We start from the raw sequence: 25,264 nt of genomic DNA, 5'->3' as shown, positions 1-25,264 counted from the left end.
CCGGAGGCCGGATGGCGCCTGCGGCCGGGTCCAGACTGGACGTATCCGGTGACGACCCTGCCCGCGCTGGAAGCAGTTCAGGCATGCAAGGCGCAGGGCTGGACGGCCAGCGAGCAGCTCGACCGGGCACTGCGGATCGCCTTCTGGTCTGACCACCGGTGTATCTCACTCAGGCACGTGATCTTGGACATCGCAGCCGAGACCGACGGTGTTGACGAAATCAAACTTCAGCAGGCCCTCGACCACGGAACCTTCCGCTCATCGGTGATCGATCAGTTCGACCAAGCAGGAGGCGGGCGAGTGAACTGCAGTCCGCATGTATTTCTCGCCGATGGCACCAACGTACCGAACCCTGGAGTGCGGGTGTCATGGTTGAACGGTGGCTTCGGCGCGGCTTTTCCCGCGATTAACGATGACGATCCGGCCGCGATCACCAGGTTGCTGAAACGAGCCGCGGAGCTGGTAGGTCGATAGGCCAGCTCGCGTAAGGGGGGCGGGCGCGCCGCGACACCCGTACGGCGCGCCCGTTTTATTCCCATCCAGTAGAATCGCGTCCCACGGCAGTTCGGTCGACTTCCGAAGGTCCTGGAACCGGACTCCACCATGGCGAAATGTCACCACGAGCGGGGCCGGTGTGACCGCCCGAATTCCTCAGCGCGTTCATCGACTGCCGTCCACGGCGGCGGGGATGCGGGTACAGCAATCCAGAGCGACGGCGTTCTCGACCGCCAGTGCCCGTGCCAGAGTCAGCAGGTCGGGCACCCGCGGATCCCCGATCGAGTAGCGCAGCTTTCTGCCGTCACGGCGAGCGACGACATATCCGCAGTCGGCGAGGCAGGACAGGTGCACCGAGACCCGAGGCTGGGAAATTCCGGCGTACCGCACGCAGTCGGCGGATGTTCGTTCACCGGCAACGATGAACTCCAGCAGCGCCAGCCGGGTCGGATCCGACAGCGCGCGAAAAAAAATCTCGCCGTCGTATCGACGTGTGTACAGGCCGGATCGCCCGACACGATGGTGCCGCTGCCGGACCGGGTCATTCTGGCGCCTCCATGGGACTTGAATTATTCGCGTAGACGCATAGTATGGTTCGCGTAGATATTCGTCAATGCGAATAGACCTCTTTCACCACCGATGTCATTGAGCTGTCCTGCTGCGCCGGCTGAACAACCCGAGCTCAACACCGGTGAATGAGAGAAAGGCACCCATGGACCCGAAAAACACCAAAACACGCCTGGCGACGATCGGGGAACTGTCGGCACGGACCGGCGTACCTGTGAAGGCCCTGCGCGAGTACACCGACCTCGGATTGATCCGCACTCCGGGCCGCAGCGCCGCCGGATACCGGCTCTACACCGACGACGCTCTGTGGTGCGTGCGATTCATCGGCGAGATGCGCGGACTCGGGTTGACCATCGCGGAAATCCGCCGTCTAGCCACCAATTTCACCACCGGTGACAACGACACCGTGGGCTCCCACCTGGCCGAACTACTGCGGCATTCCCGGCAACGACTACAGCAACGGATCGCCGTCGCGCAACAAATCCTCGACCGCATCGACACCTTCGAAACAGCACGACGAGGAGAGACCGAGCGGACAGGTTAACCGTTGCATCAGCTGCTCGTGGTTGTGGAGGCGACCGACCTTTCGCCGACGCTTTACCGAATACACTATCCCGCATCACCCTGCCTGGCGATCATGCCGGATGCGCGCAACCTATCGCCAACACGGTTGTAACCCCGCGACGGGATCGGGATCACAGGCGGCAACGTCGCGCTGTTTCCTTTCGGTCGGGCCAATAGCTCGACAGCCCTACCACCAAACCGAAGTCAGGCGATCGTACCGCTCACGGTCTGGTCGGTTCATGAAACGGCCTCGGCGGTGCCGGCCAGCGGTAGCGGTCGGGATCGATGGGTTGCCCGGCAGTCATCGCCAGTGGGTCACGTCCTTTCTGGGGCCGATACCTGGCCTCGGCGGCCGTGAAGGTCACCACGAAGGCCAGCCGGATCTGATCGGTCGTGTTTGGCCCGGCTTCATGCGCCGTTCGGTCATGGTGGAAGGTCGCTCCTCCAGCGCGCAGCGGGATCGTCATGCGCCGCTTCCACTGCAGGTCGGGCCAGGTGTCGAGCAAATAGCTGGCGAACGCGTCGTTGGGCAGGTCGGCCACCGTGACGCGATCCGGGCCGGGGCGGCGGTGTGACCCGGGGAGGAACGACATCGCGCCGCGGGCTACCGGAACGTCCACGAGTGCGATCCAGGCGTTGAAGGTTATCGGCGAGTCGAGCAGGCTGGAGACCTGGTCGTCGTGCAGATAGCTGGGCGTCCGTTCGTGGGGCTGCTTGGCGAGCACCTCGCCGCCCCAGATCCGCAGCCGACGGCCGGCGAGCCGCTCGGCCCACAGCCCCCAGACGCGGGTGCAACGCGAGCGCACGCAGCGCCTCGTTGTGCTCCCAGGCGTCGGTCGTGGTAACCAGGCCGACCTTTGCGTTGTGATTGCCAGGATCTAACTCGCGTTCGGCTGCTCGCCGGAATCTGTCCACCTCGTCACGAGTGAACAGCTCGGGGACAACGGCGAAGCCCTCGTTCTGAAACGCTTCGGAATCTACCCCCGGGATGGCGATGGTCATTATTATTCTCCGTCCGTCGATTGGATGCGCGGCCGACGCTACGTCCTACCCCCGGGGGGAATGTCAACTCTCACACCACGCGGTCGTGGTGATCCGAAAGCAAATCGACGCTAACCCGCTCCTACGCTGGCCCAACCGATCGCGGTCTATCAGCTCGCCGCGGCAGCAAGTGTCGCCGAACCGGACCTTGCCGTGGTGCCCGCTGGGGGTGACATCGAGTACGACGACCAGGGTCGCACCGTGGCGTGGGGACTCACGCTCAATCCGCTGCTACCAAGCCGGTAGTGAGTTAAGGGACATTTGAGACGTGGCGCAGGGTGGATGGCGGAAGAGCATCTTGATGGTGTGGGAGGTTGCTTGACCTGGCTTCTCCATCACCGGGTCTGGCGTGTCGGGGCCCAGATCGCGTACCACTTGTAGACCGTCGACAGGCCAGCGTCCAGTGCTACCTGAATCGTCTCGGGATCGACGCCCGCTTCGAACATCCGCAAAAGCCTGCGCCCGCAGACTCCGCTTCCGACTCAGCCGTTGACCAGCCATAAACCAAGTCCGTTCCGTCACACCATCGGAAAGCTCACTATGACATCCCCGTCTTGGTAGTAGACGTGCTTGACCCAGCGACTCTCGCTGGCCGTGGTGAACCCGGGATCACCGGTGCCCTTCCTACCGCTAGAACGGTGGTGGTGGGTATTCGTCGTTGGGGGTGACGTCGTACGTACGACCGGTGGGGCTGGTCCACAGGAATCGGCCCGGCGTCGGTTGGGTGACGGGTCCAGCCGTGTTCTTTGATGTCGTTGTGGAATTTGCAGGCCGATCCGGCACTGTCATACGCGGTCTTCCCTTCCGGATCGCGAAAGGGAATGGTGTGGTCGAACTCGCAGGTCGCCGCCGGCCGGTTGCAGGCGGGGCCGCAGCATCGCTGGTCGCGTGCGTTCACCAAGTCCCGCAGCGCCCTGGTCGGGCGGTAGCGCGTACGCCCGTGGTCGATCACTACACCGCTGACTGGGTCGGTGAGGATTCGGTACCATTCGCTGTTTTCGTCGCCGGCGAGTTCTCGTGCGCGTTGCGCGGTCATCGGCCCGTATCCACTCAGGATCGCTGGGTTGTCGTCCAGGCCCATCAACGTGGTGGCGTCGACGCGGAGTTCGATTTTGGTGCGTACGTTGCTGGGCACGCCGAGGCAGAGGTCGGTGAGGGCGTCGGCGCGTAGTGCGTCCATGGTGCGGGACTCGTCTTTGGCTTTAAGGCTGCGAGCGATCGCGTCGATGCGACGGTAGATCGCCTCCGCTGATTCGGCGGGCAGGAGAGCGCCCAGTAGAGCCATGCCGTCTTCGCAGGGTTGTTTTTCGACTCGCCTCTCGGAGACCAGTTTCTTGCGGCGGGCTTCGGCAGCGGCTGGGTCGATTTTGATGACCTCCCGGCGGGCCCTGTCCCGGATCGATCGAGGCGTTTTCGAGTCGGCGCCGGGTAGCACCTTCTCCTCGACTCTCCGGGCGTCCTCGGGTGAGAGGTGGCCGACCTGGTCCGCGAACGTGAACGCCTTACGCAAGTCAAGGGCGCCGTGAGACATCCCCGCCATCGTGCCCGGCAGCTCATGGACCAGTTGGTACGCCAAATTCAGCCGCTTCTGGGCCGCTGACACGCTCCAGGTCAGCATTGCGGCGATTTCACCGGCCGCGTATTTGGAGAACGGTGCGCCAACGGCTGGGCGGGCGTTGGTGAAGCGGTCCATGAACCGCATCTGCATCGCCTGCGCATAAGAAATCACCTTATCCAAGGTTTCGATCGCGGCCAGCGCGGTGTCCGCGTCGGCTCGGCCGTACCGGTCGAGTTCCTCCAGCATCTGCAGAGGAACCCAGCTGGGTGGCATGGTCCGCCACGGTTGCATGTTTGGGTCGGTGAATTCCGGTCGCCGTCGTTTTTTCTGCTCATGACCCAATTTTACCGGCTGCCACCGACAGTCGGGGTGCCAGTTTTCGTTTCTGTGGATAAGAAACGGACCACTTAACCCCCTGTGGAAAACCCTTGTTTCAGAGCACGCTCTGGCGCCCGATACTCGACCGCTTGTTTCCAACGAAGCGGTAATGACGCCCATTCGTCCCCACGTGGGCCACTGTGAAAATCGGACCTGATCCAGGGCCTCGCCGGGCGACGTACACCACCGCACCGGTCTTCTTCGCGGCCGCGAAGAAAGCGGAATATTCGTCGCTCTTCCAGCTCTGCACGCCACAAACGGTCGCCCCGGCGACAGGCCCATCTTGCCCACCGTCCGACTAGCACTTGACCAGCCCCATCACAAGCCCATCAGCGACGCCCGGGAAAGTCCACTACAACACCCATGCCCAGGCCAGCAGCCCCTCGATTGTCAGCGGAGCGCCGAAAATATCGCCCACGAACCGCCTGCATGCTCTCCGGCTCATCCCGAACTGGAATTCCGGCACAATGCGGCCACCACTCGACGAACACGCCGCCAACCCGAGAGTCATCGCGACCAGCGTCTCGCCGGCCGCCGCAGATCCTCGTTTACCGAGCAACGGCAGGCACGTGGATCCAGATTCAGCACTGCCGCCATCTTGACGGCGCGTGATTCGGTCGGCGATGGATGCGACCTACTCGAAATAGCGGCGTGGATTGTGTACGAGCATCGTGTCGATATCGGCTTGCGAGACTCCGGCCTCAAGCAACGCCGGCAGCACCTTGTGGGAGATGTAGACGTAATTCCATTCGGGCATGCTGGTGCGCGGTTCGTACGGTGGAAAGAAGTCGGCGAAGCAGAACGCGTCGTGCGACAACACGATCTGCTCGGTGTAGCCGCGCCGGACGAGTTCAGCGATCGTGGCGACCCGGTCGGCAAGCGGGAGCACCGCGTCGAGGCCGAACCGATCCATGCCCAGCAGCGAGCCCTGGTCAGCCACCGCCGTCAGATAGCCGAGGTCGGTGGTATCCCCGGAATGGCCGATCACGACCTTGCGCAGGTCGACTCCCTCTCCCCCGAGCACCCGTTGCGCGACCAAACCGGACCGCGACGCCGAGTCGGTGTGCACGGTGATCGGCGCGCCGGTGCGTACGCTCGCCTGCCCGACGGCCCGCATCACCCGTTCCACCCCCGGGGTGAGGCCCTTCGTGTCGATTGCGCATTTCAGGAAAGCCGCGCGAATCCCGGTATCGGCAATCCCGACGGTCAGGTCGCGGACGAACAGTTCGGGCAACGGGTCGGGCTGATCGAACATCTCGCCGGGCCCGACGTGCAGCATCGGGAACGGCACGTCGCCGTACGTGTACAGGCCGGTGGCCGCGATGATGTTGATCGGCACTTGTTCGGCGACCCGCCGGGTCAGCGGGATGTAGCGGCCGAGGCCCCACACAGTCGGGTCCATGATCGTGTCGATACCGGCGGCCTTGAGTTCGGTCAGCTCCCGCACCGCCTGGGTGATCAGTGCTTCCTCGTCGACGTCGTCGCGGTAGTTCTTCACGTACTCGTGACTGGAGATCACGAAGACGTGTTCGTGCACCAGAACCCGGCCCAGGTCGCTCGACTCGACGACTCCGGTCAGCGTGGGAATCTGCGTCATGACCTTCCTTTCCTGCCTGGGTGAGCTGTCGGCGCACACGATCACGCTGCGATGGGAATGGTCCCGTCGCCGAGCCCGTCCAATGCCTTGCTGTCATTGACCAGTTGTGCCGCGACGCCGTACGAGCTGACCGCGCGCTTGTACCAGCGGTGCAAAGGGTGGTCCCAGGTCATGCCGATGCCGCCGAGCAGCACCTGCAAGGTGTCTTCGCACGCCTCGACCGCCATCGCACCGGCCCGTAGCGCCGCGCCGGCGATGAGGGCGCGGTCGACGGCGGACAGGGTCGGGTGCGCATCGACCGACCAGGCGGCGCGATAGCTCAGCGACCTCGCGAGTTCGAGATTCTGGAAGGTGTGCGCCAAGCGATGCGAAACGCCCTGATAGACGCCGAGCGGCTTACCGAACTGGACGCGGGTGCCGGCGTGCTCGACACCGAGTGCCAACGCTGTACGCCCGACTCCGAGCGCCTCGCAGGCCAACGCCGCGAGATAACTCATCACCGCCGACGCCCGCGCCGGGTTCACCACCAGCTCGACCGGGCAGCGATCCAACCGCAGGGTGCCGACCGGCCGGGTGGCGTCGAGGCTGTCCAGCGCCACCGCGCTCGCGCGGTCATCGTCGAGGTCGATGACGGCCACGCGGTCGCTGCCAGCCAGGGGCAACACCGCGTGGGTCGCCCAGCGCAGATCGGGGATGCCGACGATCGTGGCGCTGGCCGTACCCGTTCCGTCGTCGACGTCGAGCGCCACGTCGGTCGCCCCCCGGCGGCCAGTCGCACACCGCCCTCGGCAATGGCGTCGCGGACCGCGTTCCCCTCCGGTAGCAGGTCACGTGCCAAGGTGACGGTGCCGAGCCACGGCGCAGCGAGCAAGGCCGCTCCGGATTCCTCGGCGAGCACGACCCGGTCGAGGAAGGTCAGGTCGGCGTCGAGCCACCCCAAGCCGACCAGCCGGGGCCAGCTGGTCGGGTCCCAACCCGGCGCGCTGTTGGCGAGTTCGGCCATCCGGTGCGCCGGCAGAGTGTCGGACAGGAAGTCGCGCGCGACGCTGCGCAGACCGTCCTGCTCGGGGCTGAAAGAGAAGTCCATCGCGCTGTTACCGCCCCTTCGGCAGGCCGAGGACGCGCTCGGCCACCACGTTCTTGAGGATCTCGGACGTGCCGCCCTCGATGCTGTTGCCCCGGGCCCGCAGCGCCTCGCAGCGCCACAACGCGCTCCAGTCCGACTGCGAGCTCGCGTACGCCACGTACGGACCGAGCAGGTCCAGCGCCAGTCTCGTCAGCTGCTGGTTCGCCTCGGACCAGGCCAGTTTGGCGACCGCGCTCTCCGGACCGGGCTCGGCCTTCCTGCTAACGGCCGAGAGCAGGCGGTAGTTGGTGTAGCGCAGCGCTTGCAGGCTGATCCAGGCCGACCGGAGGCCTTCCTGCGCGCGCGGATCCTCGCCCAGCCCGGTGTCCCCGAACGAATCGCGCGAAGGTGCGGACCTGCTTCTCCAAGGCGGCCGCCATGCCCATCGCCGAGGTGCCGCGCTCGTGGCGCAGCACGGTCATCGCGACCTTCCAGCCGTCGCCGCGCTCACCGAGCATGCTCGTGGCCGGAACAGCGACGTCGCTGAAGAACATCTCGTTGAACTCGGGCTGGCCGGTGATCTGGGTCAGCGGCACGACCCGTACGCCAGGGGCGTGCATGTCTGTCTGCGAGCAGGAACGACAGGCCTCGGTGCTTGGGCGCGTCGGGCTCGGTACGGGCCAGCAGGATGCAGCGGTCGGCCAGGTGCGCGAACGACGACCAGATCTTGCTGCCGTTGACCGTCCAGGTGTCGCCGTCGAGGACGGCGGCCGTGCGTACGTTGGCCAGATCCGATCCCGCCTCCGGCTCGGAGAATCCCTGACACCAGATCTCGTCGCCGCGCAGCAGCGCCGGGATGAGCCTCGCTTTCTGCTCCTCGCTGCCCCAGTGCAAGATGGTCGGCCCGGCGAACGCCAGGCCGATCGACGCGTTGACGTGCTGGGGTGCGTCGGCGCGGGCCAGCTCCTCCAGGACGATGTTCTGAAAGGTGATCGGCTTGCCCTGGCCGCCGTACGGCGTAGGCCAGGTCAACCCGACAAAGCCGGCCGCGTAGAGCTGCTTGCTCCAGGCGCGGCGCTCGTCGAGCGACATCGGGTCGGCGTACGGACCTGGCCGCCCGCGCCAGGCAACGGGGATGTGCTCGGCCAACCAGGCGCGTACGCGGTGCCGGAACGCGCTCTCATCCGCCAGCTCGGTGAAGTCCATCGTCAGCCGCGCTCGGCGAAGCCGTAGTCGCCATAGGGCTTGTCGCGCCATTCCACCGCCGCCCTGAAGCCCTGCTCCTGGACCACGCGGCGCCAGGTGTGTGCGGACTCAGTGTTCTGCGCGATGGCGTCGAGCTCGGTCACCGAGCGGATGGAGGAGTAGATGCCTGCGTTTTCGTAGAACCGATTGGCCGCGGCTTTGAGCACCGCGAGGTGATCCGCCGACAGGTTCGCGACCCGGTCGGCCAGGGCGATCGCGCGCTCGGACAGGGTCTCCAGATCGACGGCGTAGTTGATCATCCCCAACTGTTCGGCCTGGGTCCCGGTGACGGCGCCGCCGGTGTACAGCAGCTCCTTCGCCTTACGCATGTTGGTGACGACAGGCAGCATGGCCGCGTTGCGGGCGACGCCTACTCCACGACTACCAGGATGGCCGATGACGGCGTCCGAGGCGGCGACGACGAGGTCGGCCATCATCGCGAACTCCATGCCGCCGGCGATGCAATAGCCGTGGACCTCGGCGAGGGTCACCTTGGGCATGTTCCAGAAGTGCAGCTGCAGCTCGGCCCCGCGCTTCAGATTGCTGGCGAAGTTCATCGCGAGCGGCTGATCGTCGTCAGTGCTCGTACGCAACGGTACGTCCGGATAGCCGGGCGTCTTCGTCAGATGCGGATCCGAGAGGTCGTAGCCGGCGCAGAAGGCCCGGCCGTTGCCGCGCAGGATGATCACCCGAACCGATTCGTCGGCCTCGAACTCGTGCAACGACGCCCACAACTCGTCGAGCATCTCACCGGACAGCGCGTTCAACCGCTCCGGCCGATCCAGGGTGATCCGGCCGACTCGGGCGTCCGTACCGACGCGGTCGAGGACGACGGTCTGGTAGTTACCGCTGCTTCGCGTCATCGCCCCTACCTCGCCATTGGATGCAGCGAACGGTAGAACCGTATTTCAGTTTCGTCAACTAATACGTAAGGGCGCCGACGATAGAGTCGATTAAGATCCTAGAATGCGGATTCAGTCCGGAACCGATGGCGCCCGACGTCCCCGCGCTCGATGGGGTCGGCTGTCGCCAGCCGGAGGCGTCGAGCGGGGCGCGACAAGTCCGGCGAAGACGAGGTGAATCGCCTGATTGACCTGATCGAGGCCCTGCGTCAGCGTCTGCCGACCGCCGTGCCACGCGACGAGCAGATCCCACCACAACGCCTGGATGATCTCGCTGAGCAAGTGCTGCTGATCGGCCGGCACGTCGATCATCTGCGAGCGCAGCGCGCGTTCGGTGCTCAGTCGCAGCTCGACCATGATCTCGCGGACCTGCGGGTCCGTCGAGGTCGCCGCATAGACCATGCAGGCGAGCATGTTCGGGATGCGCAAATACGAGCGGGTGCCTCGGCGAACGATCGCGACCAGCCGGTCGACCGGGCTGAGGTCGGCGTCGGCCAGTGCGGCCGCCGCCTGCTCCAGCGGCGCCTCCCAGTGCAGCAGGGCAGCTGCCAGCAGATGGTCCTTCGACGCGAAGAACCGATAGATGGTCGCGAGGGCGACACCCGACTCGACCGAGACCGCCTTGACACTCACCCGGTCGGGTGTCTCGTCGACCAGCAGGCGAACCGCCGCTTCGAGTACGCGCTCACGCTTGTCGCGTTGAGAGGTGGTCATCTCGTCCGGGCTCACGAGTCCTCTGAACATGCCGACCCCTCTCACCTCGGCCCGCGTGGTCCGGACTGCACGCACATTCTGCACGGCGTACGAGCGACCAAGGGCGAACCGCGGCTCGACACACCGTTCTCGCTCGACGAGCCGCGGTCAATTGACAAATCTAGAACGCGCATCTAGCTTGGCGACGCGATCCATCGGGTCGGCTCCGACGTTACTCGGCGGGCCTAGCCTCCCAGGAGTCGTCGGCGCTCTTCACCTTGCTCGGAACGGCGGGAAGTCCATGATTTTCAGCCCGTACGGAACCGCGAACGTCGAAACCGACAGCGACGGGCGCCGCCACTATCGGGGTTTGGCCCCGTCTCTTGTCGACCTCCTCGTGGCGCGTTGCCGAGAATTCAGTTCTGCCCCAGTTCTGGTCGGGTCGGACGACGAGATCGTCACCTACGCCCAGCTTTTCGAGCGTGCGGCGCGGGTGGCGGGCGGTCTCAGAGGCGCCGGCGTCAGTCGCGGTGATCGGGTGGGTCTGCAGCTGCCGAACTGCGTCAACTGGGTGGTCGCGTACTGGGCAATCCACTTGGCCGGTGGCGTCGTGGTCACCCTGAGCTCGCGGTCGACACCACCGGAGGTCGACCACATCGTGGCCGACTGCGAAGTGAAGGTCGTGCTCGACGATCCGGGCCGGCTGACCGAGGGCGCGCCGTTCGTGATCGAGGGCCAGGGCGAGGACAGCATCGCGTCGATCTTCTACACCAGTGGCACGACCGGCCGCCCGAAGGGCGTGATCATCAGGCACCGCAACGCGATCCAGAACGCGGAGAACCAGCGCCGAATGTACGCCGCCGCGCTCGGCGACAGCCCACTCCGTTCGATCATCGCCGTGCCTCTTTCGCACATCACCGGTTGCAACTCGCTGATGTTGTCGACCGTGAACTACGGCGGCACGTCCATCATCCGTTCCGGCTTCACCGTCGAGTCCTTCATTGAGGCCGCCGTCGAGCACCGAGCCACCGCGCTGGTGGGCGTACCGACGATGTACTGGCGCATCATCCGCGATCCCGCGTTCTCACCAGCGGCACTCGCCCACGTCAAGAGCATCTCGTACGGCGGCGCCCCTACCCCGCCGCGGCTGGTCGAGGACATCCGCGCCGCGTTCGGGGAGGCCGCCCTGCAGAACGGCTTCGGGTCGACCGAATGCACCGGGCTGCACACCGCCCTGCCGAACGAGTACGCGCTGTCGCACAGCAGCAGCGTGGGCATCGCCATGCCGTCTGCGACATCAAGGTCGATGACCCGGACGTCCACGGCGTCGGCGAGCTCGTCGTCCGCGGCCCCCCAAACGTGACCACCGGCTACTGGAACCGCCCGGACGCCACCCGCGACGCGTTCACCGTGGATGGCTGGCTTCGGATGGGCGATCTCGGCCGGATCGACGGCGACGGGTTCGTCTACGTCGTCGACCGCATCAAGGACATGATCAGCCGCGGCGGCGAGAAGGTGTTCTCCGGCGAGGTCGAGGACGTGCTCGCCGCGGCGCCAGGCGTATGGGAGGTCGCCGTCGTCGGCGTTCCGGACGACGAACTCGGCGAACGAGTGGGTGCGCTTATCGTGGCCGAGCCGGGCACGGCACTGGACACCGCCGCCGTCATCGAGCACGCGCAGCACCACCTGCTCGGCTACAAGATCCCCGAACTCGTCATCGCGATGACCGAACCGCTGCCTCGCAACTCGGCCGGCAAGATCGTCAAGTCGCAGCTGCGGCAGTCCATCGACTGGCGCGAAGTTCCCATCTATCGTCGAGGCCCGGTAACGCGTCCCTGAGACGCGGCGCACCTGTGCTGGATTGTCCCGTACGTCATCGGCGATGAGCGGCCTTGGCGCGAATTCGTCCAGGTCCGGCGGTATCGGACCGGCGAGGCGCTATTAACTATCTATGACCGCTCCATCGACGCTGGTCCGCATCTCATCGCCGAGAAAGCACAGGTAGCCCGCGATTTGCCGGGTCTCGGGAAGCGGGTCGTCGTAGAACCAGGCAGCATCCTCGACGACCTTGTCCGAAAGCTGCAACGTTCGGTATGACGCGGTGCCTTTGTACGGGCAGATGGTGTGGGTCGCGCTGGGCCGAAGAATGTCGCTTCGTACGTCGTCCGCGGGAATGTAGAAACGATTCGGAAGACCGGTCTCCGAGACCAACAACGCACGACGGGTCTCAGCGATCTCCACGCCCGCGGCCGTGACGCAAACGTGCCGGCTGGTGTGGCGGATATCCACCCGGTGATAGGGATCGCGAATCTCGCCGAAAACCTCCTCGTCCTCATCGAACCAGGAGTCCATCGCGGACCACGAAACGCCGACATGCCCAGAGAGCCAGCCAACCTGCTCGTTCAGGCGCCGGTAGGACCACACCGCGTCCTCGGCGACCCGGTCCCCCACTTTGACTGACTCGAATCCCGCATCGCCTTTGAATGGATCATGCTCCCGACGAGGACTGCTTCGGAGCAGATCCGCGCGGATATCGGTACGAGGTATGAACAGTTGCGGTAGCCTTTCGGATTCGTGCAGGAGCTTGGCCGCAATGGAATCGACCACGACCAGGCCGGCGAAGAGAGCTCGAACGCGACGCGGAAAAACGGGTGTCCGAACAACCGGTTCTCGGGTCCATCAAGCTGGTAGTTGCTAGCACTCGGATTCCATGCCAGCGGGCCGTGGGCAATGGTGAGGGACATTAAGTCCTCCTGGGATTGGTCTCGGTCGGAGCGACCTCCAGGATAGTCAGCGGGAGCGCGGCGAATGACTGTGATTTCTTACCGAAGAATGACGTCGAATTGGTACGCGAATCCCACCGTAAATTGGACCATGCCCGACATCTGGCGCGGCATATCGTTGTTGCCGATCGATTCCACTGAAACAGCTGAGGGAGAATCCAGTGATCGTCCTTACGGGAGCAACCGGAACGGTCGGCGGTTACCTGGCCGTGAAGCTCGCCGAACGTGGCCACCCAGCGCGAGCGATCGTCAGAGATCTCGGCAGAGCGCAGCCACTGCGGCAGTTGGGCCTGGATATCATCCCGGGAGATATGGCCAGGCCCGCGACTCTCGGTCGTGCGCGCTCAAGGGTGCGACCCGGCTATTCCTGCTTTCCCCGGATCTCCCGGGTGAGGAGAAATTTGAGGCCGAGAGTAATGTGATCGAGGCCGCCGCAGATGCCGGAGTCTCGCATGTGGTGTATCTGTCGGTCGCCGGCGCGGATGTCGGTGACACGGTCTTCGCTCGCTGGCATGGTCGAACCGAACGGGCGTTGGCGCGTACCCCGATGTCCTGGACCTTTCTGCGGCCCAACGGATTCATGTCCAACATCGTTGGCCCGTCCGGCCTGACCCGCCAGGAGGAGACGTTGGCGCTGCCGGCCGGAGAAGGCCGGGTTTCGGTCGTACATCCTGGCGATATCGCCGCGGTCGCGGCGAGTGCTCTGACTGATCCCCAGCATGAGCACAGGGCGTATCTGTTGACCGGTCCGAAAGCGCTGACCTTCCGCGAACAGGCCGCCCAGCTTAGCGCTCTGCTCGGACGAGTCGTCAGCTACGTCGACTTGCCCGAGGAAGCGGCCAGGGAATCCATACTCGCCAGCGGCACACCGGCGCTGGTTGCCGATGCGTTGCTGGATTTCTACCGTCACGTGCGCGCCGGCAACTGCGCGCAGGTCTCAGATGATATCGAGAAGGTCACCGGAAGCCCAGCGCGCTCCTTTACCGAATTCATCCAAGAGCTGTTGTAACAGGCCACAACCATTGCAATGAAAGGGATATTGTGCCTAAAACTCTCCATGAGGGACTTGACGCGATCCGAACCAACTTCCTGGCGCAAGCACCAACAGAGGTCAGTGACATCGTCACTTCGGAAGTCACTCGTATCGTCCATCAGGCCGACCAGGCCAACCCGGCCGCGGCCGGTTCCAGGATCGAGGACTTCAAACTGCCCGACGCCAAAGGCGACTATGTGTCGCTCGACGACGTGATCGCCGAAGGGCCCGCGGTCATTGTGTTCTATCGCGGCGCATGGTGCCCATTCTGCAATCTGACGCTGCGGACGTACCAGCAGGAGCTTTTCCCTCAGCTGAAGGAGCGCGGTATTGGGCTGGTTGCCATCAGCCCCCAACTACCGGATGGATCGCTGTCATCTCAGGAATCCAATGCATTGGAGTTCACGGTGCTGTCCGATGTGAGCAATCGCGTCGCCCGCTCGCTGGGAATTGTGTTCACCATGGGCAGCGGCGCTCAGACCCTGTCGAGAAGGTTCGGAATCGATGTCGGCGCGGTCAACGGTACGGGCGAATGGGAGCTTCCGCATCCGACGGTGCTGATCATTGACAGGCACAAAAAGATCCAGTTCATCGATGTGCATCCCGACTATACGACGCGTACCGAACCGGCCCGGATTCTGGCCGCTCTGGATTCCTCGGCCGGTGACAAGTCATGACCCTGACCTTTGGTGGTGGACCACTGTCACTAGACGCTCCGGAGAGCGTCAACTACCGGATCGATGGTCCGGTGCACCGCCTGTTCTGGCAGCGCTTCCCGCGGCGGGTCCGAGCGATCCTTGGCGACCAGGTGATTCTGGACAGTGTTGACGCGAAACTCCTGCACGAGTCACACGCTGGTCCCCAGCTGTACGTTCCACGGACCGATGTTCGGGCAGACTTGATCGTGCCGAGCGCTCATCGGGCACCACTGCCGTACAAGGGCGACGCTGTCTATGAGTCGCTTCGGATCGGCGAACGGGTTGTCGAGAACGCTGTTCAAGGCTGTCCCGAACCTGACCCCTCGGCCCGCTGGCTCGCCGGACACGTCACCATCCGGTGGGACGCGATGGATGCCTGGTTCGACGAGGATGAGGAAATCTTCGGATCCTTCCGTGACCCGTACCATCGAGTGGATGTCCGTCGTACCAGCCGGCACGTACGCGTCGTCGCGGCCGGTACTGAAATCGCCGAAAGTGACCAGGCGTTGCTGGTTTCCGAGACCGGTCTGCCCAACCGGTTTTACTTGCCGGCAGACGCCGTCCACAGAGAACTCCTGAGCCCCAGCGCCACGCACACGACCTGCGCGTACAAGGGAAACGCATCGTACCGAAACCTTCGGGTCGGCGACCGAGTTATTCCGGACGCGGTCTGGTACTACCCGCGGCCTTTGCCAGATGCGCTGCAAATTGCTGGCTACCTCTGTTTCCTTGCCGATGGAGTTCAGACCTGGGTCGACGGCAAGCCCATCGACTTGACGAACACAGGATCCGAAGCAGGATCGCCTCGACCCGCAGCCCCGCTGAACGTTGGCGTTACGCAGATCTGCGCCCCAGCCTCTATACATACGTGACATCATGTATGTATGTTGACTCTAGAAGGAGGCGCCAGAAATGCGGAAAGCCATATCAGAGGTAGTGATCGCGCAGGGCCGAGTCCACGGGCAGCGAGTTGGAGGGGTGTCTGCGTTTCGCGGAATTCCGTACGCGGGGGCGCGCGGTTGGCGCCAACCGGTTTGGGCCACCACAACCACCACCGCGGTGGGCCGGTGTCCTCGACGCGTACGAACCGGGGGCAGCTGCGCCTCAACCACCGGCGGTGATGGGCTGGGCTTTGGGAGCCCGCGAAATGCGGCAGTCCGAGGACTGCCTGTTTCTGAACGTATGGGCGCCGAAACCGGCCGAGTCCGCCCGGCCGGTTTTGGTGTTCCTGCACGGCGGTGGCATGGTCAGCGGCTCCGGTGGGCTGGACTGGTACGACGGCGCCGAGCTTGCCCGACGTGGGGACATCGTTGTTGTCACTGCCAATTTCCGGTTAGGTGCGCTGGGCTATCTTTTCCTCGCGGACCTCGACCCGGATGTCGGCGCCGGCAACTTCGGTCTGCTGGACCAGGCGCAGGCTCTGCGTTGGGTAAAGGAGAACATCGCCGCGTTCGGCGGTGATCCAGACGCGGTGACGGTAGCGGGTCAGTCCGGCGGGGCCATCTCCATCATCGGCCTGCTGTCTGGTTCGGCGGCGACCGGGCTGTTCCGGCGGGCCATCCTGCAAAGTGCGCCGGCCGGAATGCTGCCCCAGCGCCCAGCGGAAGCGACGGAGATCGCGGTCCGTTTCCTCAATGCTCTCGACCTTTCCCCGGCTCAGGCAAGCGAACTGCGCGCCCGCTCCGCAGCCGACATCATGACCGCGCAAGTCCAGCTTCTTCGCAGCCGGCCGAGTCATTTCCTGGATCGGACCCGGCTGTTCCAGCTCGTCGCGGCCGATGGCCTGGTGGCCGCCGATTCGGTGGGAACCGTTGGCACCCGCGCAGCCGGCGGCGTCCAGGTCATGATCGGCACCAACCGCGACGAAGCCGCCGCCATGTATGTTTTCGACGAACAGGTCCACGGGCTGACCCGGCCCGGGCTGGAAGAAGCAGCCGCGCGGTGGCTCGGCAACAGGTCGCTCGTCCCTTCGGGCGACAGCCGTACGCCGGCGGAACTGGCGATCGACCTGAACACCGAGCACATGTACCGGTCCGGCAGCATCCGCCTCGCCGAATCACTGGCCGCACACGGAAACCCGGCCTGGGTCTACCAGTTCGACTGGAGTCCGGCGGGCAGCCCGTTCGGGGCCTGTCACTGCCTGGAGCTGCCGTTCGTGTTCGGCAACCTGGCGGCCTGGGCGGACGCGCCGATGCTCGGCGGCCTGGCCGCGGACGTACTCTCCCCCCTCGTCGATTCCGTGCAAGGCGCCTGGATCGCCTTCACCCGTAACGGAAATCCGACTCACGACGGCATACCCGATTGGCCATCGTACGACGGGATCGGAAAAGCAATTATGCATTTCGCCCATTCGACGGCTGTCTCATACGAACGCTGACCCGCGCTATCCACAAAGGATCACCATGGAAAAGCCCACTGTTTATGTCAACGCCAAAGTCGTCACCGTCGACAAAAAATTCAGTATCGCCGAGGCGTTTGCCGTCCAAGACGGACGGTTTGTCAAGGTCGGCACGAACCGGCGGCTGCGAGAGTACGCCCGGCGTACTGGTGCCACCGTCGTCGATCTCGAGGGGCGAATGGTTCTGCCTGGATTCGTCGACGGTCACCCCCATACCATCCTGCGCGGACTATGGAACACAATCGAGCCGTCGCTCGTCGGCCTTCGTTCCGTCGCCGAGATCGCCGCGACCATTGCCAAGGAAGCGGCGAAAGTCCCGCCAGGGCAATGGATCGCCACCACCCCGATCGGCGAGCCTCCAGACTATTTCGGTCTCCCCGAGGCGCTGACCGAGCACCGCTGGCCCACTCGCGAGGACCTGGACGCCGCGGCGCCCGAGCATCCGGTCTACATCTGCACCTCGGCGTTCTGGCCGCACCCGGCGATTTTCAACAGCGTCGCCCTGCGGCTGCTCGGCGTCGACCGGAACACGCCGGATGAAGGCATGATGCACATCGCCAGAGATGATGACGGCGAGGCCACCGGCCTGATCTACGGCCTCACCATCTTCACCAGCAGCGCGCTCAACACCCGACTTCAGTCCCTGTTACCCCAAATGTCACCGCACACACGGCGGGACGCCATCGAAGTCGCGGTCCGCGAAAACCTCACCTTCGGCGTCACGACCATTTACGAGGCACACAGCAATTTCTTCATTCCAGAGTTGCGCCAACTACACGCCGAGGCACGACTCGCGAATCGTGTCGTCAGCGCGTACGAATTCCCCAACACCCGGTCGATCGACGAGCTCGACGCCTGGATGGCCAGCCGTACCGACGCGCTAGGCGCCGGCACCGGCGACGATCACTTCAAAGTCGTCGGCGCAACGCTGTCCGTCGATTCAGGCGGCCCTGCCTTCGGTGGCCTGGTGATGTTCGAGCCGTACCTTGACATGTACGACCAGCCCTGCAACGGCGAACCGACCGTGTCGACGGACCAACTCGTGGAAATCGGCCACCTCGCCCACAAACACCACCTGCGGCTCAACATCCTCGCCGGCGGCGACCGAGCGTGCGCCATGGCCACCGAGGCACTCGCGATCATCAACGCATCGACACCGATCGCCGGCCGCGGCTGGATTCTGCAACATGCCCTCTACCCGACTCGGGAACAACTCGGCCAGCTCAAGGACATGGGAATTCTCGCCCAAACCTGCTCAAGCACCGACTTCACCAAAGGCGTACGCCTCTATGTCAACCGGTTGACTGGCGATCGCTGGCAGAACGTGGTCCCCCTGCGGTGGTGGATCGACGCGGGCGTACCGATAGCGCAAGCTGCGACGGTGCCCACCCGGAGCCGATGTTCCAGATCTGGGCCTCACTTCGCCGAGTGGACGGCGAGACTGGCCGCGACATGATGACACCATCGAAGAAGATCACCCGCGCGGAAGCCATCCAAATCCATACCATCAACGGCGCCGCACTCGTCCAGTGGGAAGATCGGCTCGGCTCCGTCGAAGCCGGCAAGCTCGCTGATTTCGTGGCTCTGGACCACGACATCCTCACCTGCCCCATCGATGAGATCCGCGATACCGAGGTCGTACTCACTGCCATCGGCGGAACTGTCGTACACGACACCCGCGGAGCCAGCACTCCGCCGCACTGGCACACGACATAATCCACGCATGAGAAAGACCGCGGAAGAGGCCGCGCGGACCCGCGCGGCCGTATTGGCAGCAGCCCTCGACTCTTTCGCCGAGAACGGCTGGGATTCCTCCACCATCGAAGGAATCGCGCAACGGGTCGGCCTCACCCGGGGAGCCGTGGTCCACCACTTCGGTGACAAAAGCTCCCTGCTACGAGCCACCCTGGTCGAAGGCTGGGCCGAGCAGTCGGACCGACTACTGGCGCCACTTCTGGACGACAGCCACACACCACAGCAACGACTGACCAACTTCATCGCCAACTATCTTGTCAAACTCCGTACCGACCCGTCTCTGCGCGCCCTTGTCGTCGTCGTTGGCGCCGTGGTCGCCCCACACATCCGCGACCACGGCGCCGGCATGGACGACCACAGACAAGCCCTCGACGTGTGGCGCGAACACCTCACCAGGCTGCTCAGATCCTGCACACCACAGCCGGACCTGTCAGTTCGCCACATCACCTTCAGCATCATCGCCCTGATCAACGGCGCAGCCATGGAAGCCGCCATCGACCCCGCCCACCTGCCCAGCCGCCGCCGCCGCCAAAGCAATCGCTGCCGCCGCCGTACGCGGATGGATCGCCGCGACCTGACCAAGACACACCAGCCTCCTGCGGTTCCCCCAGAAGCCGCGCATGGGAAGTCCTCCACGATTCCGGGAGAACCGCATTGTGCCGTTTAGTCTCGCGGTTGTGGCGGGTTCATGCTGGATCCTGGTTGCTGCGATGGTGGTGCGACCGTGAATGGCCGCGGGCATGGTCAGATCACGCTGGCCGACGTCGGGATCGTCGCTGTGCTCTGTGGCGGGATATGGTCTTCGTGTTCAGCGCAGCCAATGTTGGCCGCCTCCGATCGCTGCCTCAGCTGCTTTGTCCCGTGAGCGGTGACGCTGGCAGGGCGCGGAGTCGAAGGCCGACCTCGGCAATCGCGCCGGTGCTCACCTGGTGATGTTCGATCTCCTTGAGAGCGGCAAATACGCTTTGGTCGGTGGGGTTAATGTAGCGGTGCAGGTAGGGCGCTGGGCTTGACTCGACGAGGTCGAAGTGACGTCGGATCGCCTTGACCAGCTGTTCGCCCGGATGCATCGGATCCTCGACGCCGTGTCGATGCTGCCATTTGCGCAGTGGCTCCACCACTGGATCTTCGTCCTGATGCCCTTCCAGCGCGCCCGCCTTTCCCAGCAGGACACGGATGTCGTAAAACCAGCCGGCGGTCTTGGCGTCAGCGCGTTCCCAGGCGAATTCGTCGGCGAGCAGAGTGCCGCCGGCTTTGAGCAGGTCCCGGGTTCGTTCAATGGCGGCGTCAAGGCGATCGACATGATGCAGGGAAAAGGAAAACAGCACGGCATCAAACGGTTGGTTGTCATAGTCGGCAATGTCGGCAACGAATGCGGCGACCCCCTTGCTGCGCGCGGACGCGACTGCGTTCGGATCGATGTCGATGGCCGTGACGTCGTAGCCACGGGCCGTCAACGCGGCGGCGAGGTCGCCTGAGCCGCAGCCGGCGTCAAGCAGCCGTACCGGCTCCGGGAGATGTTCGGTCACGTACGCGATCTGCGTCTGGATCATGCCGTCTACTGTTTGCCGATCAGGCTTTCAGGACAACTGCAGGTTGCTTGGGTCTGACATACGCTCGATGCATGCTTGATCCGTGGACACTGCGCGTACTGGTCGAAGTGGCTCGGCGGGGGTCCTTCTCGGCGGCCGCGCGGGCCCTGTCAATGACGCAGCCGGCGGTCTCCCGGCAGATCGCGGGCCTGGAGAAACGCGTCGGCGTAAGCCTGTTCCAAAGAGTGCCGCGCGGCGTACGCAGCACCGCCGCCGGCGCCGCGGCGGTGGACCTCGCCGACGAGATTTTGGCGCGGTTGAAAGCCATGGAAGTTCACCTGACGGCGTACGCGACGCTCGACACCGGGCAGCTCAGACTGACCGCCTTTCCGAGCGTGAACTCGTCGTTTGTGCCCGCGGCGATCCGTCGTTTCCGCGCGGCCTATCCGGGCGTATCGGTCAGCCTCACGCATCCCGACCCAGCCGGACCGCTTGCCGCGGTACGCGCCGGTCGTACCGACATCGCCCTGCTCACAGCCTGGGATTTGGCTGCGCCCGTCGACGGCATTGAGCTGCACAGACTGCTCGACGATGAGTTGCTGGTGGCGTTGCCGGTAGGGCACCGTCTGGCCGGTCGGAAGCGCGTGCGGCTGCGGGATCTACGCGATGAAACGTGGATCGAGGGCGGTCATCCGGACTGCCTGGGCCCGGCGCCGCAACTTGCCGACGGCTTGGGATCCGCGCCGCAGATTGGTTTCGTCTGTGACGACTGGAACAGCAAACAGGCGTTGGTCGCTGCCGGCGTAGGCATTGCGCTCGTCGCAGCTTCGGCGATGATGGCGATCCGCACCGACGTGGCGGTACGCCGTACCCACCCGGAACTGCCAACGCGGACGCTCTATGCCGCCGCAGTCGCGCAACCGTTCCAAACCCCACCGGTCGCCGCAATGTTGAAGATGTTTGCTATGCGTACCAAACAACTCGACACGAGTGAGTTCCCGGCCGTATTGCGGGTTCATGAGTGATCGGCTGGTCGCCGACCGCCTCTTTTCAATGCTGCATAAACCCGTGGGCCGTTGGCCGTACGAGCCTGAAACGGCGGTGCTGGGTATTCGTCGTTTTGGGGCGACGTTGTGGGTGTGTGTCTGATCTGTCGGTGATGAATCCTATTGGACGGGCACCGGGTGTACGACATCCGAGCGTCCTATCGGTGATTTGTGTCCGATCCACGCGGTGAGTCGTTCGCGGGACATGAGTTCGTCGATGACCATGAATGCGGCGCCCATGAGCCCTGCCCGGTCGTCCAGCGGGGAGCGGGCGATGCGGAGGTCTCTGGTGGCCAATGGCAAGGATCTGCGGTAGACGGTTTGTTTGATGGTGGCGAGCAGAAGATCGCCGGCGCCGGCGACGCCGCCCCCCCCGACCAGGACGAGTGAGGGGTTGAAGAAGTTCACCAGGGTGGCGAGCATCTCGCCGACCAGCCGACCGGATCGGGTGAGCAGCTCGACGCTGGCCAGGTCGCCGTGGGTCGCTGCTTTCGCAACGTCGCGGGCCTCGATGGAATGGCCTTTCGTTAATAATAATCTGGCTAAATACGGGCTGCGACCGTCGGTGGCTGCCGCCAAGCCGTCCCGGGCCAGGGCGGCACCGCCGGCGAAGGCTTCCAGGCAGCCAATGTTGCCGCAGCGGCAGATCACCGAGGCGTCGTCGAGGATGGCGACGTGGCCGACATCGCCGGCGCATCCTTTGTTGCCGCGGTGAAGTTGTCCCGCGGAAATGAGGCCTGCTCCAATGCCCGTACCAATCTTCAGGTAGACCAGGTCTCGTTCGCCGCGCGCCAATCCGCCACGGAACTCGCCCAGCGCCATCAGGTTGACCTCGTTGTCGACCCAGACAGGTACGTCGTAGCGCTCAGCGAGTCGATCGCGTACCTGATAGCCGTCCCAACCCGGCATGATCGGCGGCGCGACCGGGCGTCCGGTGGCAAACTCGACCGGGCCGGGTACGCCGACGCCGATGCCCCAGATCTGCGGATCGTTAGGGTTTCTGGTGTCGAGCATGGTGTCGAACATTCGCTCGACCGACCTCATCAGCGTCGCTTCTGCGCCGCTCGCTATGGTCCACGGTTCTTCCTGTTGGGCGACAAGTTGACCGGCCAGGTCGGCGATGCCGACGCTGATGCTGGTAGCGCCGAGCTCGGCGACCAGCAGATGTCCGGCGTTGGCGCGAAAGTGAAGCTGTCGTGGCGCCCGCCCGCCGTTGGAAGGGCCGAGTGTTCCCTCTTCGAGCAGGCCCGCGTCGATCAGGTGCGCAACGCGCTGGGTGACAACGGTACGTCCCAGTCCGGAATGGCGGATGATCTCCGGGCGGGTCCGCGCAGTCCCTGACCGTGCCAGGTCGAGCACCGTGACCAGCGTGTCCAGTTGTTCGGCCAGCAGCGGTTGGCCATCCGGTTCTGCCATCAGTGCCCCCATTTAGACCTCCAGTAGCCAGACTTAGAAGTCTAACGTGTTGACTTCTGTTTACCACAAGCATTAGCGTAACCGTGAGCAACCTAGATCACATCCGGCCGCAGCTGCTGCGGCCCTGTCGGGCAGACTGCCCAGCCGAATGACCGCTCAACGACGGTCCGAGGAACTCTTATGACAGACAGATTGCGTGTCGGCATTGCCGGTGTCGGTGCCATCCATGAGGTGCCGCCCGTGCAGTCGTCGCGGCAGGTGGCTGGTCACGGCCCGATAGAGAACGCCGCGACGGTGCTTTTCGGGACGGCCCGCGGTGCGCTCGGCACGGTGGTGATCAGCCAGGGGTGGGCCGGGCGGAAGAACTGGCCTGCGGGTGGTTTACCAGAGATTTGCGACCGCTGATTGTCGCCTGATATCGAATTCTCACCGAAGGGCCTGGAAAATGCGTCTCGGTTACCACTCGATCACGTGGGGCGGGGTTGTCGGCCATCCGGTCGGCGTCACCAGCGTGAAGGATCTTTACTACCGCGCCAACGGCTCGACGGAGCAGGCGGTGCGGGACATTGCCGCGGCCGGATATGCGGGAACGGAGATGTTCGACGGTAATGTCGCGGCCTACGCGGACAAACCGGAAGTGCTGCACGAGCTGCTCGCCGGTGCCAACGTAAGCCTGGTCAGTGTCTACAGCGGCGCGAATTTCATCTACAACGACATCCTGCCCGACGAGCTTTATCGGTTGCAGTGCGCCGCTGAACTGGCCGCCACTTTCGGTGCTGAGCAATTTGTCGTTGGCGGCGGGGGGCAAAACGGGCGAGTGGTACGACGGACCAGGACTACGGCCGGCTCGCCGATGCTCTGGACAGAGTCGTGGACATTGCCGAGTCCGTGGGACTCGCCGCCACCTACCACCCTCACCTGTCGACGATCGTCGAAGGACCGCAGGACATCGAACGTCTGTTGAAGGACACCAGGATCGGGTTCTGTCCAGATACCGCACATCTTGCCGCTGGAGGCGGGGATCCGGCTGCGCTCATCCGCCGCTATGCGGATCGGATCAGCCACATCCATCTCAAGGACGTACGGCTCGCCACACATCAGTTCCTTCCACTCGGTGACGGCGATCTTTGACTTCCCCGCCATCATGACGGCGATTACGGAGGCAGCCTATGACGGTTGGCTGATGGTTGAACTGGATGACTACGACGGGGATCCGCGGATAGCGGCGGAGTTCAGCAAGACCTACCTCGACGAACTTTCCTATGTTCGGCCTCCAAACCAGGGAGAACGGCCATGAAGCAGTCAACACTGCGCTTGCTGGCCGCCGCGGCAGCGACATTGGTTCTGTTCACCAGTGCCTGTTCCTCATCGTCGGCTGGCGACGGCGGTCGAACGAACTCCACGATCACCGCTCAAGCGGACGCCGCGCTGCGCAAGATTGCCTCTGGCGCGGTGCTCAGCAAGGGACCGAACGCAGAAACGGCCTCCCCGGCGAGTGTGGTGACGTTGACCGCGCAGGAAATAGCGCGGGTCAAGGCCATGCACGCGACCGCCGCGATCGTGATGCACTATGGGGGCAACGACTGGGCGGTGGCCCAGATCGCCGGACTGAAGAACGAGTTCGCCCAGCTCGGCATCAAGGTCCTTGCCGTTACGGACGCGAACTTCGATCCCGGCAAACAGGTCTCTGATCTTGAGACCGTGATGGCGCTACGTCCCAAAGTCATTGTCTCGATTCCCACCGATCCGGTCGCGACCGCGGCCCAGTACCAAAAAGTCGCCGACGCCGGCATCAAGCTTGTTTTCATGGACAACGTCCCCAAAGGGATGACCGCGGGACACGGCTACGTCAGTGTGGTCTCGGCGGACAACTACGGCAATGGAGTGGTGTCCGCACACGAGCTCGCGAAGGCCGTCGGCGGCAAAGGCAAGATCGGTGTCGTCTTCCACAATGCGGACTTCTTCGTCACCCAGCAGCGGTACGACGGTTTCAGGACCACACTCAAGAACGACTACCCGAATCTGCAGATCGTCGAGTCAACCGGGATCGCTGGACCGGACTTCGCTGGCGACGCGCAGAAAGCCGCCGATGCGATGCTCACCAAACATCCGGACCTGACCGGGATCTCTGGGCGGTATGGGATGTGCCGGCAGAAGGCGTGATGGCCGCCGCGCGCGCGAACGGCCGCAACGACCTTGTTATCGCGACCGAGGATCTGGGCACCAATGTGGCAATCGCGCTGGCAAAGGACTCGCTGATCGCCGGGCTTGGCGCGCAGCGCCCCTTCGACCAGGGGACGGTGGAAGCCAAACTGGCCGCGTACGGGCTGCTCGGCAAGACGGCGCCGCCGTACGTGGCGCTCAATGCACTGCCCGTCGACCACACGAACGTACTTCAGGCCTGGGGGCAGGTCTATCACGCACCGCCTCCGGCGGCGATCGCCAACTCCTACAAGAAGTAAGGAACCGCTGTGAAAACACACTCAGAATCGGGCTG

Annotated in this window: 33 protein-coding genes and 1 pseudogene; 19 read left to right on the top strand and 15 right to left on the bottom strand. The window is 64.4% G+C overall.

Annotated elements, in window-relative coordinates:
- Positions 1-48 precede the first annotated feature (48 nt).
- A complete protein-coding gene (locus tag GNX96_RS55115; protein ID WP_279581449.1) occupies positions 49-474 on the top strand; it encodes a hypothetical protein in 426 nt (141 codons plus the stop codon).
- A gap of 186 nt (positions 475-660) precedes the next feature.
- Here GNX96_RS55115 and GNX96_RS25340 read toward each other — a convergent pair whose 3' ends face one another.
- Positions 661-918 carry a helix-turn-helix domain-containing protein gene (locus tag GNX96_RS25340; RefSeq protein ID WP_452124489.1) on the bottom strand — a complete coding sequence of 86 codons (258 nt, stop codon included), beginning with the start codon at positions 916-918 and terminating at the stop codon, positions 661-663.
- A gap of 289 nt (positions 919-1,207) precedes the next feature.
- On the opposite strand from GNX96_RS25340, the gene GNX96_RS25335 reads away from it, so the two are divergent.
- Positions 1,208-1,606 carry a MerR family transcriptional regulator gene (locus GNX96_RS25335; RefSeq protein ID WP_163570001.1) on the top strand — a complete coding sequence of 133 codons (399 nt, stop codon included), beginning with the start codon at positions 1,208-1,210 and terminating at the stop codon, positions 1,604-1,606.
- Positions 1,607-1,847: 241 nt separating this feature from the next.
- Here GNX96_RS25335 and GNX96_RS25330 read toward each other — a convergent pair whose 3' ends face one another.
- The 10 genes from GNX96_RS25330 to GNX96_RS25295 form a co-directional block, all read right to left on the bottom strand.
- Positions 1,848-2,432, bottom strand: a complete 585-nt coding sequence (locus tag GNX96_RS25330) for a phytanoyl-CoA dioxygenase family protein (protein ID WP_163570000.1) — start codon at positions 2,430-2,432, stop codon at positions 1,848-1,850.
- Between the two features lie 773 nt (positions 2,433-3,205).
- The gene (locus tag GNX96_RS25325) at positions 3,206-4,471 is read right to left on the bottom strand and encodes a DUF222 domain-containing protein (protein ID WP_279581448.1); all 1,266 of its coding nucleotides are present in this window, start codon (positions 4,469-4,471) and stop codon (positions 3,206-3,208) included.
- Positions 4,472-4,955: 484 nt separating this feature from the next.
- The gene (locus GNX96_RS64800) at positions 4,956-5,162 is read right to left on the bottom strand and encodes a cytochrome ubiquinol oxidase subunit I (RefSeq protein WP_390624143.1); all 207 of its coding nucleotides are present in this window, start codon (positions 5,160-5,162) and stop codon (positions 4,956-4,958) included.
- 75 nt (positions 5,163-5,237) lie between these two features.
- The gene (locus GNX96_RS25315; protein ID WP_163569998.1) at positions 5,238-6,200 is read right to left on the bottom strand and encodes a phosphotriesterase family protein; all 963 of its coding nucleotides are present in this window, start codon (positions 6,198-6,200) and stop codon (positions 5,238-5,240) included.
- Positions 6,201-6,241: 41 nt separating this feature from the next.
- Positions 6,242-6,949: an acyl-CoA dehydrogenase family protein gene (locus GNX96_RS25310; RefSeq protein WP_163569997.1), complete on the bottom strand. Its 708-nt coding sequence runs from the start codon at positions 6,947-6,949 to the stop codon at positions 6,242-6,244.
- 345 nt (positions 6,950-7,294) lie between these two features.
- Positions 7,295-7,645, bottom strand: coding sequence for an acyl-CoA dehydrogenase family protein (locus GNX96_RS55105; RefSeq protein WP_279581475.1), 351 nt, complete (start codon positions 7,643-7,645; stop codon positions 7,295-7,297).
- Positions 7,548-7,784 (bottom strand): acyl-CoA dehydrogenase family protein, encoded by a 237-nt coding sequence (locus GNX96_RS55100; RefSeq protein WP_279581447.1) that lies wholly within the window; start codon positions 7,782-7,784, stop codon positions 7,548-7,550. Before GNX96_RS55100 ends, GNX96_RS55105 begins: the two co-directional genes overlap by 98 nt.
- The gene (locus GNX96_RS55095) at positions 7,774-8,472 is read right to left on the bottom strand and encodes an acyl-CoA dehydrogenase family protein (protein ID WP_279581446.1); all 699 of its coding nucleotides are present in this window, start codon (positions 8,470-8,472) and stop codon (positions 7,774-7,776) included. Before GNX96_RS55095 ends, GNX96_RS55100 begins: the two co-directional genes overlap by 11 nt.
- Positions 8,473-8,474: 2 nt before the next feature.
- Complete coding sequence (locus GNX96_RS25300) at positions 8,475-9,374, bottom strand: enoyl-CoA hydratase-related protein (protein WP_279581445.1); 900 nt, start codon at positions 9,372-9,374, stop codon at positions 8,475-8,477.
- A gap of 111 nt (positions 9,375-9,485) precedes the next feature.
- A complete protein-coding gene (locus GNX96_RS25295; RefSeq protein WP_163569995.1) occupies positions 9,486-10,157 on the bottom strand; it encodes a TetR/AcrR family transcriptional regulator in 672 nt (223 codons plus the stop codon).
- A 250-nt stretch (positions 10,158-10,407) separates the two neighbouring features.
- Between GNX96_RS25295 and GNX96_RS25290 the strand changes: the two genes are divergently transcribed.
- Together GNX96_RS25290 and GNX96_RS25285 are read left to right on the top strand one after the other, a co-directional pair.
- Entirely contained in the window at positions 10,408-11,469 is a 1,062-nt protein-coding gene (locus GNX96_RS25290) for a class I adenylate-forming enzyme family protein (RefSeq protein ID WP_163569994.1), read from the top strand.
- A complete protein-coding gene (locus GNX96_RS25285; RefSeq protein WP_390624142.1) occupies positions 11,466-11,945 on the top strand; it encodes a class I adenylate-forming enzyme family protein in 480 nt (159 codons plus the stop codon). Before GNX96_RS25290 ends, GNX96_RS25285 begins: the two co-directional genes overlap by 4 nt.
- Positions 11,946-12,047: 102 nt before the next feature.
- On the opposite strand, the gene GNX96_RS55090 is transcribed toward GNX96_RS25285, so the two are convergent.
- Both GNX96_RS55090 and GNX96_RS55085 read right to left on the bottom strand, forming a co-directional pair.
- Positions 12,048-12,458 (bottom strand): DUF427 domain-containing protein, encoded by a 411-nt coding sequence (locus GNX96_RS55090; RefSeq protein WP_279581473.1) that lies wholly within the window; start codon positions 12,456-12,458, stop codon positions 12,048-12,050.
- 24 nt (positions 12,459-12,482) lie between these two features.
- Positions 12,483-12,728, bottom strand: a pseudogene (locus tag GNX96_RS55085) (DUF427 domain-containing protein); the annotation flags it as partial.
- A 322-nt stretch (positions 12,729-13,050) separates the two neighbouring features.
- On the opposite strand from GNX96_RS55085, the gene GNX96_RS64795 reads away from it, so the two are divergent.
- The 8 genes from GNX96_RS64795 to GNX96_RS25245 all read left to right on the top strand — a co-directional run bounded on the left by GNX96_RS64795 (position 13,051) and on the right by GNX96_RS25245 (position 19,440).
- Positions 13,051-13,311: an SDR family oxidoreductase gene (locus GNX96_RS64795; protein WP_390624150.1), complete on the top strand. Its 261-nt coding sequence runs from the start codon at positions 13,051-13,053 to the stop codon at positions 13,309-13,311.
- On the top strand, positions 13,257-13,898 hold the full coding sequence (locus GNX96_RS25275) for an NmrA family NAD(P)-binding protein (protein ID WP_390624149.1): 642 nt from the start codon (positions 13,257-13,259) through the stop codon (positions 13,896-13,898). The genes GNX96_RS64795 and GNX96_RS25275 overlap by 55 nt, the downstream gene beginning before the upstream one ends.
- Before the next feature lie 32 nt (positions 13,899-13,930).
- Positions 13,931-14,599 carry a peroxiredoxin-like family protein gene (locus GNX96_RS25270; RefSeq protein ID WP_163569991.1) on the top strand — a complete coding sequence of 223 codons (669 nt, stop codon included), beginning with the start codon at positions 13,931-13,933 and terminating at the stop codon, positions 14,597-14,599.
- Positions 14,596-15,492, top strand: a complete 897-nt coding sequence (locus GNX96_RS25265) for a DUF427 domain-containing protein (RefSeq protein WP_163569990.1) — start codon at positions 14,596-14,598, stop codon at positions 15,490-15,492. The genes GNX96_RS25270 and GNX96_RS25265 overlap by 4 nt, the downstream gene beginning before the upstream one ends.
- A 98-nt stretch (positions 15,493-15,590) precedes the next feature.
- The gene (locus tag GNX96_RS25260; RefSeq protein ID WP_163569989.1) at positions 15,591-16,997 is read left to right on the top strand and encodes a carboxylesterase/lipase family protein; all 1,407 of its coding nucleotides are present in this window, start codon (positions 15,591-15,593) and stop codon (positions 16,995-16,997) included.
- 25 nt (positions 16,998-17,022) lie between these two features.
- Positions 17,023-18,474, top strand: coding sequence for an amidohydrolase (locus GNX96_RS25255; RefSeq protein ID WP_163569988.1), 1,452 nt, complete (start codon positions 17,023-17,025; stop codon positions 18,472-18,474).
- A complete protein-coding gene (locus tag GNX96_RS25250) occupies positions 18,417-18,734 on the top strand; it encodes an amidohydrolase family protein (protein WP_163569987.1) in 318 nt (105 codons plus the stop codon). Before GNX96_RS25255 ends, GNX96_RS25250 begins: the two co-directional genes overlap by 58 nt.
- A 7-nt stretch (positions 18,735-18,741) precedes the next feature.
- A complete protein-coding gene (locus GNX96_RS25245) occupies positions 18,742-19,440 on the top strand; it encodes a TetR/AcrR family transcriptional regulator (RefSeq protein WP_163569986.1) in 699 nt (232 codons plus the stop codon).
- A 178-nt stretch (positions 19,441-19,618) separates the two neighbouring features.
- Here GNX96_RS25245 and GNX96_RS25240 read toward each other — a convergent pair whose 3' ends face one another.
- Positions 19,619-20,326, bottom strand: a complete 708-nt coding sequence (locus GNX96_RS25240) for a class I SAM-dependent methyltransferase (RefSeq protein ID WP_163569985.1) — start codon at positions 20,324-20,326, stop codon at positions 19,619-19,621.
- 71 nt (positions 20,327-20,397) lie between these two features.
- Between GNX96_RS25240 and GNX96_RS25235 the strand changes: the two genes are divergently transcribed.
- Positions 20,398-21,330, top strand: a complete 933-nt coding sequence (locus tag GNX96_RS25235) for a LysR family transcriptional regulator (protein WP_163569984.1) — start codon at positions 20,398-20,400, stop codon at positions 21,328-21,330.
- Between the two features lie 141 nt (positions 21,331-21,471).
- Here GNX96_RS25235 and GNX96_RS25230 read toward each other — a convergent pair whose 3' ends face one another.
- Positions 21,472-22,767 (bottom strand): ROK family protein, encoded by a 1,296-nt coding sequence (locus GNX96_RS25230; RefSeq protein ID WP_163569983.1) that lies wholly within the window; start codon positions 22,765-22,767, stop codon positions 21,472-21,474.
- A 180-nt stretch (positions 22,768-22,947) separates the two neighbouring features.
- Here GNX96_RS25230 and GNX96_RS25225 point away from each other — a divergent pair, with 180 nt between their 5' ends.
- From GNX96_RS25225 to GNX96_RS55070, 6 genes are read left to right on the top strand one after another with little or no spacing between them, the layout of a single operon-like run.
- Positions 22,948-23,172, top strand: a complete 225-nt coding sequence (locus GNX96_RS25225; protein WP_163569982.1) for a hypothetical protein — start codon at positions 22,948-22,950, stop codon at positions 23,170-23,172.
- 40 nt (positions 23,173-23,212) lie between these two features.
- Positions 23,213-23,731: a hypothetical protein gene (locus GNX96_RS55080; RefSeq protein WP_279581444.1), complete on the top strand. Its 519-nt coding sequence runs from the start codon at positions 23,213-23,215 to the stop codon at positions 23,729-23,731.
- Positions 23,638-23,898 (top strand): sugar phosphate isomerase/epimerase family protein, encoded by a 261-nt coding sequence (locus GNX96_RS64790; RefSeq protein WP_390624141.1) that lies wholly within the window; start codon positions 23,638-23,640, stop codon positions 23,896-23,898. Before GNX96_RS55080 ends, GNX96_RS64790 begins: the two co-directional genes overlap by 94 nt.
- Positions 23,882-24,064 carry a hypothetical protein gene (locus tag GNX96_RS64785; protein WP_390624140.1) on the top strand — a complete coding sequence of 61 codons (183 nt, stop codon included), beginning with the start codon at positions 23,882-23,884 and terminating at the stop codon, positions 24,062-24,064. The genes GNX96_RS64790 and GNX96_RS64785 overlap by 17 nt, the downstream gene beginning before the upstream one ends.
- Positions 24,061-24,930 (top strand): substrate-binding domain-containing protein, encoded by an 870-nt coding sequence (locus GNX96_RS25215; protein ID WP_279581442.1) that lies wholly within the window; start codon positions 24,061-24,063, stop codon positions 24,928-24,930. The genes GNX96_RS64785 and GNX96_RS25215 overlap by 4 nt, the downstream gene beginning before the upstream one ends.
- Positions 24,930-25,229, top strand: a complete 300-nt coding sequence (locus GNX96_RS55070; RefSeq protein WP_279581441.1) for a type 1 periplasmic-binding domain-containing protein — start codon at positions 24,930-24,932, stop codon at positions 25,227-25,229. Before GNX96_RS25215 ends, GNX96_RS55070 begins: the two co-directional genes overlap by 1 nt.
- Positions 25,230-25,264 lie beyond the last annotated feature (35 nt).

This window comes from Fodinicola feengrottensis (assembly GCF_010993775.1).
GTDB lineage: Bacteria > Actinomycetota > Actinomycetes > Mycobacteriales > HKI-0501 > Fodinicola > Fodinicola feengrottensis.
This window is presented reverse-complemented; position numbering and strand designations above follow the sequence as displayed.